The 12,007-nt window shown below is 41.4% G+C and carries 12 protein-coding genes; all 12 read right to left on the reverse strand.

Annotation, left to right across the window (positions count from 1 at the left end):
• Positions 1–337: 337 nt before the first annotated feature.
• Positions 338–493 (reverse strand): hypothetical protein, encoded by a 156-nt coding sequence (locus tag ACHCNF_RS09675; RefSeq protein ID WP_408069599.1) that lies wholly within the window; start codon positions 491–493, stop codon positions 338–340.
• Between the two features lie 179 nt (positions 494–672).
• Positions 673–2,280, reverse strand: coding sequence for an ABC transporter substrate-binding protein (locus ACHCNF_RS09680; RefSeq protein WP_408069600.1), 1,608 nt, complete (start codon positions 2,278–2,280; stop codon positions 673–675).
• A gap of 146 nt (positions 2,281–2,426) precedes the next feature.
• Entirely contained in the window at positions 2,427–3,302 is an 876-nt protein-coding gene (locus ACHCNF_RS09685) for a carbohydrate ABC transporter permease (protein ID WP_408069601.1), read from the reverse strand.
• Between the two features lie 110 nt (positions 3,303–3,412).
• On the reverse strand, positions 3,413–4,312 hold the full coding sequence (locus tag ACHCNF_RS09690) for a carbohydrate ABC transporter permease (protein ID WP_408069602.1): 900 nt from the start codon (positions 4,310–4,312) through the stop codon (positions 3,413–3,415).
• Positions 4,302–5,447 (reverse strand): ABC transporter ATP-binding protein, encoded by a 1,146-nt coding sequence (locus ACHCNF_RS09695; protein WP_408069603.1) that lies wholly within the window; start codon positions 5,445–5,447, stop codon positions 4,302–4,304. Before ACHCNF_RS09695 ends, ACHCNF_RS09690 begins: the two co-directional genes overlap by 11 nt.
• A 27-nt stretch (positions 5,448–5,474) precedes the next feature.
• Positions 5,475–6,293 carry a phosphatase gene (locus ACHCNF_RS09700; RefSeq protein WP_408069604.1) on the reverse strand — a complete coding sequence of 273 codons (819 nt, stop codon included), beginning with the start codon at positions 6,291–6,293 and terminating at the stop codon, positions 5,475–5,477.
• Positions 6,274–6,417 (reverse strand): hypothetical protein, encoded by a 144-nt coding sequence (locus ACHCNF_RS09705; protein WP_408069605.1) that lies wholly within the window; start codon positions 6,415–6,417, stop codon positions 6,274–6,276. The genes ACHCNF_RS09700 and ACHCNF_RS09705 overlap by 20 nt, the downstream gene beginning before the upstream one ends.
• A 322-nt stretch (positions 6,418–6,739) precedes the next feature.
• Positions 6,740–7,612, reverse strand: a complete 873-nt coding sequence (locus ACHCNF_RS09710; RefSeq protein WP_408069606.1) for an aminoglycoside 6-adenylyltransferase — start codon at positions 7,610–7,612, stop codon at positions 6,740–6,742.
• 33 nt (positions 7,613–7,645) lie between these two features.
• Positions 7,646–8,302, reverse strand: a complete 657-nt coding sequence (locus tag ACHCNF_RS09715; RefSeq protein ID WP_408069607.1) for a CD3324 family protein — start codon at positions 8,300–8,302, stop codon at positions 7,646–7,648.
• A 4-nt stretch (positions 8,303–8,306) separates the two neighbouring features.
• On the reverse strand, positions 8,307–9,014 hold the full coding sequence (locus ACHCNF_RS09720; protein ID WP_408069608.1) for a hypothetical protein: 708 nt from the start codon (positions 9,012–9,014) through the stop codon (positions 8,307–8,309).
• A 111-nt stretch (positions 9,015–9,125) separates the two neighbouring features.
• Complete coding sequence (locus ACHCNF_RS09725) at positions 9,126–9,881, reverse strand: class I SAM-dependent methyltransferase (protein WP_408069609.1); 756 nt, start codon at positions 9,879–9,881, stop codon at positions 9,126–9,128.
• Positions 9,882–10,407: 526 nt separating this feature from the next.
• Complete coding sequence (gene guaA / locus ACHCNF_RS09730) at positions 10,408–11,955, reverse strand: glutamine-hydrolyzing GMP synthase (protein ID WP_408069610.1); 1,548 nt, start codon at positions 11,953–11,955, stop codon at positions 10,408–10,410.
• Positions 11,956–12,007: the final 52 nt, after the last annotated feature.

Consider the following 12,007-nt stretch of genomic DNA (forward strand, 5'->3'; position numbering starts at 1 on the left):
ACTACGGGAAAATGTTGTTTTAGGATGAATTCCTTACCATATCTCTTCAATCCATTTTAAAAAATATCCAAATAAGTATGAAAATAAGCTAATATCAATTCATCCTTTTCGTTTTACTATGAACAAAAGGATGAAAAAGGCCTGCCCCACCTAAAAAATATGCCCAGTCGTTCACAAATCTATTCCCACTGAGTCCCTTCCCACTAAGTCATTCCCACCAGTCCATCCAACAAAGCCATTCCTACCAGTCCATTCCACAAAACCACTCCTACCAAACCATTCCACTAAGCCATTCCCACCAGTCCATTCCCACTAAATCATTCCCACAAAGCCATTCCTACCAAGCCATCCCACTAAGCCATTCCCACCAGTCCATTCCCACAAAGCCATTCCGAACAAGCCATCCCACTAAGCCATTCCGAACAAGCCATCCCACTAAGCCATTCCGAACAAGCCATCCCACAAAACCATCCCCAACAAGCCATTCATCCATTATAGCTCTTCCACGTGCGCCGGTGGGAGCTGTGCATCCTCACAGACTGCTTTATACCGTAGGAATGCCGTTTCCTCATACAAGAAAAAGCAACGCTCATTCCCTCTTACAAAAAAGAACGTTCATTCCCTCTTACAAGAAAAAGAACACTCACTTCCTCTTACAAGAAAAAACATGGCTCATTCCCGAGCCTTGTTTTTTCTTGTATGCAGCACATATGCTATTATAATTACCCACGCCAGAGCGAGGATTTCAAGCAATCGTTTTGATTCTGTAGGAAGCGGACCGAGCTCTGCCTTACCTGAGTTAACTGCGCCGCTCTGATCCAGATGATAGAGGCTTATGGTATCTGAGTACAGCTTATCAATGTAGGCATCATCAACTTTCTTTTTTCTGCGTACGGATTTGGTCACATTCTCGATCAGCTGCCCTGCTGCATCGCGAAGCGATGCTGAACCATTAAACACATTTGTCACGAAGGTGTATTGCTGATTTTCCAGGAGCATTTTTGTAGCTTTTATCTTTACATCATAATGTGTACTGTTATCTTCTCCGCTCCTTGACAGATAGTCTTGGTATTCTTCTGAACTCTGAGCCTTTGAAGTTACAGGGACATAGCCTTCTGTCTCAGCATAGGCTATCTGTACGTCATTTGTTAGCATATACTGCGCAAAAAGCCAGGAGGCAAGCACTTCCTGCGGGTTCTTCTTGTTAAACACACAAATAGAAGGTCCCTGTGATATCATGCTATAGCTTTCATTTCCCGTAGGCTGGGCCTTTGAAAGCTCATTCCCTTTTGCTTTGTCTGCAGTGCCTCCTTCCTTTGAAGTAACCTGAGGTACAGGGTAAACAACAGTCTCGAAGTCCACAATCTTGTCTGCTGCTATATCGGAAAGGGGCGCATTTGTGCCCATCCAGGTCGCACCGGCAGTAGAATCAACAGCAAAAATACATTGCCCTGCGTTTAAGAAGTTTGCAGGGTATCCGGAAATCTTAAATGTAGAAAAAGCTCCCGTCTTTGCATGTTCAACAATGGTCTTGAGGTTCTGCCTTGTTACATCATTAAACAACAGAATATTTCCCATGGAATCAGAGTACTCCGCTCCTTGTTGTCTGAGCATCTGAATCATCATATTATCAGTCGACTTGTATATAAAAGGTATCAGAACCTGCTGTCCATTTAGCTTGAAGGTGCCGTCCTCATTTTTGGCCATGGCTGCCTCTGATACTTCCCATATGAAATCCCAGGTGAGCACTTCCGGCATCTCAAATCCCAGCTTTTCCACAAAGTCCTTATTCACATAACAGGCTTCGGTAGAGCGCATGTATGGAATCGCATAATGGCTTTCGCCAATCCGACACTCCGAAAGAAACTCCGGTATTATCTCATCCTTGGTAGGAGCATCATATTTTAACTCGCTTCCACCCAATCCATATTTATTATCCATGAAAAGATCATCCAGCGGAACAACCGTATCTTTACCTGTCAGATATGTCGCAATATGGTCAGGATATGTTATGCAGACGTTAGGAGTGGTATCCGTAGATATATTTGTAATTACGTCATTATAAATCTTTCCATAGTCTGTATAAAGTCGTATGTTAACATCAATATTTGGATATAGCTTTTCGAATTCATTTATCGCTTTTTCGTAGATTTTGGTTTGGGTCTTATTTGTGTCATTCTTAGCCCAAAAGGTTATCTCATATTTTCCTGACTCATCAAAATCATCCGGTATCTCAAAGCCTCTTGCTTCCTTACTTCCATGGCATGCAGTAAGTGTCATCGCCAACATCCCCAAAAGAATTGGCACAAATCTATGAGACCTGTGATTTATTTTTTTACAACTGCTTATAAAGTCTTGCTTTTTCATCCCTTCTGAATGTGTCCCTGAGTTATTTTTTATAAAAAGCGACCTGGCAAATCTCAAGTTCATCCCTTTGTGCCTCCTCTTGCAACTCCGGCCATAATCTTTTTCCTGAAAATCAAAAACAAGATCATAAGAGGAACCGAAATGGCAACAACTGCTGCCATCATGGCAGGGATATTTTCACGGCCAAATCCGTTTTCACGAATCTCCTGAATTCCGTTGGAGACAAGAAAATAAGCCTCATCATCAGTAATTAGTCTCGGCCACACATACGAGTTCCAGCACTCAATAACCTTCAGAATTGTTATGGTTATAAGTGTTGGTTTAGCGATGGGGATCATAACTTTTCTCAGATATCGCATATCGCTTGTCCCGTCTACTTTTGCCGCTTTATACAGCTCATCCGGAATCTGTTCAAAATTCTCTTTTAACAGATAAATATAAAAAACCGATATGACTGAAGGCAGCACAAGGCCGGGAAAGGAATTGCGCATATTAAGGTCAGTGATTGTCACATAATTTGTTATTATTACGAGCTCATTTGGAATCATCATAAGAGATAAAAACAGAGCAAAAACGATGTTTTTACCTGGAAACTGCAGTCTTGCAAAAGCAAATGCAGAAAGTATGACGATCACAAGCATGATTGCAGTTGTGATTACTGTGAAAAAAAACGTATTAACTAGATATCTTCCAAGTGAAACCTCCGTAAAAGCACTGACGTAATTCTGTAGCGTCGGCGAAGTTACTATAAGTCTTGGAACATATTCACCGTTATACGAGCTATAGCTTTTAAAGGATGTGATTATCATCCAGTAAAACGGAAACAGTACAATAATTGCCCAAAACACAAGTAGCATGTAACGTACTATTTCTCTCACCATTCTGGTGGTTCTGCCTTTTGCTGCGATTTTTTCTAATTCCTGATTGTCTGACATTTTTGTCCCCAAATTATATTACATTCAGATAATAAGCATCTTAATGTATAATAAAAACTTTTTATTTATGAAAAATGTGTTTGCACGAATCTTACATCGTTTTTTATAAATCATTGATAGTAAACAGTTCTCTCACTGACAAGCAGGTTAATAACCGTAATAGTAAACACTATAGCAAACAGTATTATCGCTGCTGCCGATGCATAAGACGGATATCCGCCACTATTTCCATAAAGCATGTCATAAATATATCCAACAATTGTGTTCATTCCGGCTGCGTTTAAGTCTGTCCCGAAAAGCGCAACTTCATCACTATATGCCTTAAAGGCTCCGATGAAGCCTGTAATCACCAGATAAAAAATCATTGGAGAAATCATAGGAAGTGTGATTTTCAGAAAGACACGCCATTTAGGTGTGGCATCAATCTGTGCAGCTTTGTAATATATCGGGTCTACTGATGCAAGATTACTTGTCAGAATAAGAATCTTAAAGGGCAGCACCACCCATATTGTGTAAAAGCACATCACAAACATTTTCGCAGCATATGGTCCGTCAATGAAGTCTATACTCTCTCCACCGAAAAGTTTTATCAGCACATTTACCATTCCGTCCGTATACGCAGTTTTCTGAAAAAGAATCATGAAAACAAGCCCAACAGCAAGGGTATTTGTAACGTACGGCAGAAAAAATATTGTCTGAAAAAGCTCTCTTAGCTTTGTGATTGAGCTAAGGGCAAGCGAAATAATCAGTGCAATTCCCGTTGAAAGAGGCACAGTTATAAGTACTATTATGAATGTGTTTTTCAGCGCCTGTATAAAATACGGGTCATGAAGGACATATGAATAGTTGTAGCCACCAATCCCCAAATAACTCTGAGATGCAAAATTGTAGCCTTCCTCAAATGAATAGATGAAAACATCTACCATAGGGTACACCAGGAAAACTCCTAAAAATATAATTGCCGGCAATAGACATAACCATGCCGTCATTACTTGCTTTTTATTCCCCATCGGTAATTCCTCTGATCACATCTTCTGTCACGGCATCAAAAACATGCACTTTTGATGGCTTTATATAAAAGCTTACCTCTCCGCCAATAAACCTAGGTCTTGTCTCAGAAGGAATTATTGCTCTTACGACAGTCCCCTCAAAAGCCTCGTGTGTGCAGATTATACTTGTATCGCGCCCCATGACTTCCATTTTTCTGAAATCACAATGAAGACAGTTTTCATTCTTCACTTGCCCCTGGCCGTCATCCGTAACCGCAACAAATCCCTCAGGTCTCACTGCAACGTACACTTTTCGGCTCTCTCCCAAGTTTTCTTCATTAAGCTCCATTATTCGATCTTTTCCTATAAAAAGAGCATCATCACGGATTTCTCCTTTGAAGACGTTTATCTGTGGAGTTCCAAGAAATTTTGCCACAAAAAGATCTTCCGGCTGATCATAAACATCCTGCGGCGCACCATGCTGCATTATATGACCTTTTTCCATAACGACAAGTGAGTCGCAGATGCTCATGGCTTCTTCCTGGTCATGAGTTACAAAAATTGTGGTTATTCCGGTCTCAAGCTGTATGCGCTTTAACTCCTCCCTTGTCTGGAGACGAAGTCTGGCATCCAGATTTGATAAAGGTTCATCCAGCAAAAGCACACGGGGCTTTTTCACAAGTGCCCTTGCTATTGCCACTCTCTGCTGCTGACCACCTGACATTTCTCCGGGTTTTCTGTCCAGCAGATTTTCAATCTGAACCAGCTTGGCAACCTCCCGAACCTTTGAATCCATCTGATCTTTTGTAAGCTTATCCTTACCTCTCAGATTTTCAAGAGGAAAGCGAATGTTTTCTTTTACAGTCAAATGAGGATAAAGTGCATAATTTTGAAACACAAGTCCAACGCCGCGGTTTTCGGGCGGAAGGTCTGTCACATCATCATCTCCAAAGTATATTTTTCCTTCTGTGGGTTTTTCCAGGCCTGAGATAAGGTTGAGTACTGTGCTCTTGCCGCATCCGGAAGGCCCCAGAAGCCCTATAAGTTTGCCATCCGGTATTTCATGTGTAAAATCATCTACCGCGATGACTTCTTCTTTAATTTTTCTATTTTTATTTGGAAATCTCTTTGTGAGATGCTCTAAAACTATTTTCATACTCCCTGTTTCCCTTACTTTTTACATTTACATCTCCGCGCTAAAATCTATCTCAGGAAATCCTGCTGCATAGTACTGCTTCAAGAAGCTATCGCTATCCCGATTCATGATAAGCTCCTGCGGGAAATGTATTTCCTCAAGCATTTGTATAGCTGTCGGGAATCTTCCGATATCAGTTGCTATATGAGCATCAGTATTTACACAAATTGTTGTTCCAAGTTCTGCACATCTTACAGCTATTTCTCTGCACCTGTCCGCAATATCTCCGCCCCAGATTACACTGTGCTCGTTTATCTCTATAGGCTTATTTAGTTCTTTTGCTCTAAGAAGCACTTCATCTGTGTCAAACGGAATTCCTGCCCTTCCAATATGGCCAAGCATTAGTATTCTTGGATCCTCCAAAACAGTGATGTACATCTGTGTTGCCTGATTTTTGGTAATTCCCTGAAGTCCCCATTTTCCATGCACACTTGCTATTATAAAATCAAGGCGTTCCGTCGTCCTTGTAAATAAATCTTTATCATCCTTGTAGGGATCTCCCACTATTGATTTTTTTATGGGAAGTCCCATACCAAACAGGTATCCGTCAGGATTAACAATGTCTACTTCGCATCCCCTCAGGACCTTTACTCCATGCCAGGTTCGCTTCCAGCAACCCTGATTGGTAAAAAACTGGTATGACCGAAGATCCTCATCCTCTGCAACCACCATGGAGCTGAAATGATCGGTACTTGCTATTAGTTCAAGCCCGACAGCTTCCGCTTCCCTGACATTCTCTTCAATTGTCGAATATGCATGAGCAGAATAAAGTGTGTGCGTATGAAGATCACATTTGATATTTAGCATAAATCCCCCTTGGATTAAATACCTCCAACTTTCTTCTTTTTCCATATACATGATAGCAGATTTTTAAATTATTTCCATTTTTCTTTTTTGCCTGTTTTCCGGCACTTTCCAACCATTTTCCCACGCCATATTATATCCATAAAAAAGAACATTACACAAAACAAATATAACTCCTAATTTAAGTTGCACAAATAAGCTCCCAACGGAATCTCTTCCATTGAGAGCCTTTAGATACTGTTTTATCACCCGCAAACCACCCGGTATTATTCCAGTTCGCAAATATATTTTGGGAGCTACGTGTTTACGGTAGTTTCAGGTTTGTTTAACAGTTCATTTCTGAACGGTTTGAATGTATCTACTATACTTTTTGAAGTTTATATTGTCATTTTATTGTCACGCTGACAAGATGAGTCTAACATTGTCTCGCTCATTCGTCACCCACGTTTTCAAAAAATGCTTACCGCATTTCCATCCATTTCTTTCACCGTACTGAAGTATTTGAAACTATTATCAGCTTCCTGCCTGTCAAAGATGAAATTGCCATGTTCTGCCACCCATTTTGAAACATCTATGAACAGCCGGCACATAGATTCCACGGCGCTCCACATGTCGTTTACATCGGTGCCGCAATAAGTGTCCAGATACTTCTGCCACTCTTCCTCAGAGAGCCATTTCTTCATATACTTTCCGGATTTACCGACGCTGACAGAATAATCGGTCAGTTCTCCTATTTTCCATGAAAGCATCTTTTCAAGCTGCTTTCTGACCACGAAGTTCAGCATATCCTGTGCATATGTCACTTCTTTTCTCCAAAGGCCCTTTGCGATATTGTTAAGGCACCACCAGAATTCGTTGCAGACGGCCGCATACTGTTCCTTTGACGGTCGATGGACTAAATAAGTTTCTTCCGACGCTTCAGGAATCTCAGGAAGAATTCCATCTTTATCCAGCAGGATCTTGCATAAGCTGTCTTCCTTAACGTTTTCCTTTGCATATGAAATCGATTTAACTGTAAGATCCAGCCTGTTTCCGTCCGTAAATATCATCAGCCAGCCATAGGAGTTTTCTTTATCACTCGGATAATCCGGATGTTCGTCCGGGTACTGCATAAACAGAATATCCCCGAACCGCCGGATCCACTCCTTGTCCCGGATAAAAGATCCGGTTTCTTCCACAACATAAACAATGTCATAATCCTGAAAAATATCCTTTGGAGCATTGGGATTGGTTCTTGATCCGTTCATATAAACAGCTCGGATTCTGGCATCTTCCTCAGCTGTACGCAGGATCAGTTCCATCATTTCTTTCTCTGTACGCATTTATCATTTACCCTACATTTTCGATTTTCTAAATCATTTTCCTCTCTGAAACTGCTTACCAAAGTTATTAAAATAGTAGCTATACTCCTTGTGGCCTACAATAATAAAAGCCCAGTGTGCGTTCTTCTTTTCCTTTCTCAAAAAGGCAAGATATTCCTCTCCACAGAAACTTCTGAATCTGTGATCCTCGAACATAATGATCAAAGTTTTATCTGTATACGCACCCGATTCTTCTACTGCCTCCGCACCTGTACCATCCTCTATAAGGCGAAGAGGGATTTTCACAAGTTCAGACAGGAAAAACTCTGATCCGTCAGGTGTATCCATACCTTCCTTGTCCAGATATATCCTTACCCATTCTTCACCTATACCGGCATCCGAATACTGCTTTGCGGAGTATATGGTGGGCGAATACTCCGGGAGTTTTATCTTCTTACCGTACACTATTTTCTTGATCGATTCCGGAGAGAGAAAAAACTCCTCCGCCAGTTCCATAATACCGGCACCTGCGCCATACCTGCTGCAGATGAGAGCATTTCTCTTATTTAATTTTCCACGATATCCGGATGCTTCTCCCCAGCCCTTTGCTCTTTCGCGCTTAGGTATATAGATGGCTTTTCCTTCTGCATACTTTTGCACTTCTCTCAAAAGGCTTGCGGGGAGAATATCCTTTGCATTTTCATATTTCATCTGTTCAGACCAGCCTGTTCATGCGTTCTTCCAGTTCATTTAAAGATGCGGTAATGGATTCGCAGGACTCAAGATCGTCTATGGATGCATGCCACATGAGTGTGTGCAGTCCCTTAAAATACGCCATGCATAAAAATCGTTCCTTAAAGTTCTTTATATCAATCTTCTTTTTCTGGACATACTCATATAGTTTTTCCGGAACCAGTAAATATGGCTTATTCAGATCAAGAATCGCAAAATCCATTATAAAGTCCATTATACCGGCACGGCCCCAGTCTGCGCAGTAGGTTTTTCCCGAATCATCCACGATCATGTTGACAAAAAAGGTATTGTTATTTGCAAGGAATCTCTGCCCTTCGCAATAGGGTGCATACTGCATGATCTTTGCATATATCTTGTCGAAATAATCTTTCCTTAAGAATGTTGTTTCAAACATCTGCGTCCAGTTATGCCAGTAGCCTTCCTGATCCTCGTTAAAGGTCTCGCGAACGAACTCTTCGAAAGTGGCAAAGGGTGCTTGATTGTCTTCGTCGAACTCACCGTAACCGGTCAGAGAAGAAATATCCGCATCAGCAATCCCAAAGATCATATCGAAAAAGTTCTCATATCCTTTTTCAAACTCTTCCACGGAAAGTTCATTAGCACATCTTCCCTTGGGGCTCATCTCAATTTTGTCCCCTGTCAGATTCTTTATAAATATATCTCTGTTCATTTTCATCATCCTTTCGTATTTGCTTTTTATGTATCGGCGCCTTACAAAAAGAATGATAACAGCCTCCCCCGGCAGCTTCATATAGAAAGAACGGTTATAACAAAACTTTACTCACCGCTTTATTGCAATCGCAGTAAACTCTCCCGGAAGTTTCTCATTCTCCCATGAAGGATGCTCATCAAAACGCTCCAAAGTAAATCCGCTCCCGATGATAGAATTGATGATCTCGCTGATGGAGTACTTCCTGTAATGGCATTTCGGGATCTGCTTACGGATCTCCTCATCGTAAAATCTTGCGTGCGCCATCTCACCTTCAAAGATATCAGTTGAGAAATAACTCATGGTAGGCTGCTGCAGCCCAAGTATATCGGAAATCTTAGTAAATGGATGGAAGTCACTGCAGATCATCTTTCCACCGGGTTTAAGCAATCCGTTCATAACATTCATAAAAGCATTTATATCGTGGAAATAATGAAGGATCCCACCTTCCATGAATATGACATCAAAGAAACCGGCATACTTTTCCATATCGATTTCCATGATATCACAAACTTCATAGCCAATGTTTACGCCTGCAGCCTCAGCTGTTTCCATGGCATATTTCTTATTGGCTTCGGATATATCAAATACTGTAACCTCTGCTCCCAAAAGAGCCAGCGGAATTGCTTTCTTGCCGCAGGATCCGCAGATATTAGCTACCTTGACGCCTTCAAAAGAATCAAAGTAGTTCGCATACTGCTTTAGCATCTTCCTAGGGTTTTCTTTATCCTTTGATGCTCTTTCCTCCGGAGTCCCGGCGGTTCTTACCCAAAAATCATATGCATCAAACTCCCAAGCTTTCTTATGTTGTTTACTGTAATCTTCCAAAGCTGCTATCCTCCCGGCATTTTATATGGACATTTATCCCTCAAGTTGAATTGCGCCATAACCTGCTAAACTAGATATTCTTTAATCATAGCCTTTATTATATTAGAACTGATGGCATGTTGAGAAGTCTCAAATGTCATGATCATATTTTTCCCCAGAAAATATCCACTTTGCTCATATGCCTCTATCTTAACTAATCAATTTGGGTTATTAGAGCATCTATCTCCTGTATTTGTTTTTCCAATTTTTCCTTGTAATCCTGCATCACCAAACTCCTTTTTTCAGATCTACGTGACTCTACTTTATCTTTTGACTATTATCACGTAGTGCTGCACTGATATTCAGGCATTCTACGTGATACACTCTTGTTGGCCAGCCCTTCCTCACGTAAATTTTCCAGATATCTACTGGATTCCCATACATTTATGCCTTAAGGATAAGACTCTGACGAATTCAGCCAGTATAACAACAAAGCCCCAGAAGCACATAGACGCTTCTGGGGCTTTGTTCGATAACGCATGTTATTTTATTCAAGTTCCACCGTTCCCGGCGGCTTACTTGTAAGGTCGTACATTACTCTGTTGACGCCCTTAACTTCGTTTATGATTCTGCTCATGACTTTCTGAAGTACCTCGAAAGGTATCTCAGATGCCTCAGCTGTCATGAAATCAATTGTTTCTACTGCACGGAGAACTACAGCATAGTCGTATGTTCTCTCATCGCCCATAACTCCGACGGATCTCATATTTGAGAGTGCTGCGAAATACTGATCGGGAAGCTTTTTAAGTCCTGCGTTTGCAAGCTCTTCACGATAAATAAAATCAGCATCCTGAACTATACGAACCTTCTCGGCTGTTACTTCACCGATGATGCGAATTCCAAGTCCGGGGCCGGGGAATGGCTGCCGGAATACAAGATACTCCGGAAGTCCAAGTTCAAGGCCTGCCTTACGAACCTCGTCTTTAAACAAAGAGCGAAGAGGCTCGATGATTTCCTTGAAATCTACATAATCCGGAAGACCACCGACATTGTGGTGAGACTTAATCACAACTGACTCACCGCCAAGTCCTGACTCAACCACATCCGGGTAAATTGTGCCCTGTGCAAGGAAATCAACCTTGCCAATCTTTTTGGCCTCTTCCTCAAATACGCGGATAAACTCTTCTCCGATAATCTTGCGCTTGCGCTCAGGCTCTTCGACACCCTTTAACTTTGCATAATATCTGTCTGCCGCATTTACACGGATGAAGTTAATATCAAAATTACCATTTGGACCAAAAACGCTTTCAACCTCATCACCTTCATTCTTGCGAAGAAGTCCGTGATCCACGAAGACGCAGGTTAGCTGCTTACCAATAGCCTTTGCAAGAAGTGCCGCAAGAACAGATGAGTCTACGCCACCTGATAAAGCCAGTAGCACCTTGCCATCTCCAACTTTTTCCCTGATTTCTTTTACCGTATTCTCAACGAAGGAGTCCATCCTCCAGTTTCCAGCTGTCTGACAAATACCTCTGACAAAGTTATGAAGTATTTCCTTACCCTTTACGGTATGAAGAACCTCAGGGTGGAACTGAATAGCGTACAGCTTTTTATCCTCACAGGCTGCTGCTGCAACAGGGCAGTCTGCAGTGTGTGCGATAATCTCAAATCCGGGTGCAACCTTACTGATATAGTCAAAATGGCTCATCCATACTATTGTCTCATCTGGAATGCCTGCAAAAAGCGAGTTCTTTGATCCATCAATGAATGTATTGGTTTTACCATATTCTCTAACAGGTGCTTTCTCAACTTTGCCTCCAAGAACGTGCATCATAAGCTGTGCACCGTAGCAAAGTCCCAAGATCGGAACACCCATCTCAAATAACTCTCTGGTATAAGTAGGAGCACCCTCCTCATAACAGGAATTAGGGCCTCCGGTTAATATAATACCTTTGGGATTCATAGCCTTAATCTGATCGATAGGCGTTTTGTAGGAATAGATTTCACAATAAACATTACATTCTCTAACACGACGTGCCACAAGCTGATTGTATTGTCCACCAAAATCCAGAACCACTACCAATTCTTTATCCATATTTTCCTCTTTTCGAATAAGTTTAGTGATACTACTCAAATACCATAAATGC

Source organism: Butyrivibrio sp. NATIVEDY162 (assembly GCF_045999815.1).
Classification (GTDB): domain Bacteria; phylum Bacillota; class Clostridia; order Lachnospirales; family Lachnospiraceae; genus Butyrivibrio.

What these genes read in the sequence shown, in the direction of transcription:
- ACHCNF_RS09675 (WP_408069599.1), bottom strand. Translation starts at nt 493, where the DNA reads ATGGATGAATGGCTTGTTGGGGATGGTTTTGTGGGATGGCTTGTTCGG.
- ACHCNF_RS09680 (WP_408069600.1), bottom strand. Translation starts at nt 2,280, where the DNA reads ATGACACTTACTGCATGCCATGGAAGTAAGGAAGCAAGAGGCTTTGAG.
- ACHCNF_RS09685 (WP_408069601.1), bottom strand. Translation starts at nt 3,302, where the DNA reads ATGTCAGACAATCAGGAATTAGAAAAAATCGCAGCAAAAGGCAGAACC.
- ACHCNF_RS09690 (WP_408069602.1), bottom strand. Translation starts at nt 4,312, where the DNA reads ATGGGGAATAAAAAGCAAGTAATGACGGCATGGTTATGTCTATTGCCG.
- ACHCNF_RS09695 (WP_408069603.1), bottom strand. Translation starts at nt 5,447, where the DNA reads ATGAAAATAGTTTTAGAGCATCTCACAAAGAGATTTCCAAATAAAAAT.
- ACHCNF_RS09700 (WP_408069604.1), bottom strand. Translation starts at nt 6,293, where the DNA reads ATGCTAAATATCAAATGTGATCTTCATACGCACACACTTTATTCTGCT.
- ACHCNF_RS09710 (WP_408069606.1), bottom strand. Translation starts at nt 7,612, where the DNA reads ATGCGTACAGAGAAAGAAATGATGGAACTGATCCTGCGTACAGCTGAG.
- ACHCNF_RS09715 (WP_408069607.1), bottom strand. Translation starts at nt 8,302, where the DNA reads ATGAAATATGAAAATGCAAAGGATATTCTCCCCGCAAGCCTTTTGAGA.
- ACHCNF_RS09720 (WP_408069608.1), bottom strand. Translation starts at nt 9,014, where the DNA reads ATGAACAGAGATATATTTATAAAGAATCTGACAGGGGACAAAATTGAG.
- guaA (WP_408069610.1), bottom strand. Translation starts at nt 11,955, where the DNA reads ATGGATAAAGAATTGGTAGTGGTTCTGGATTTTGGTGGACAATACAAT.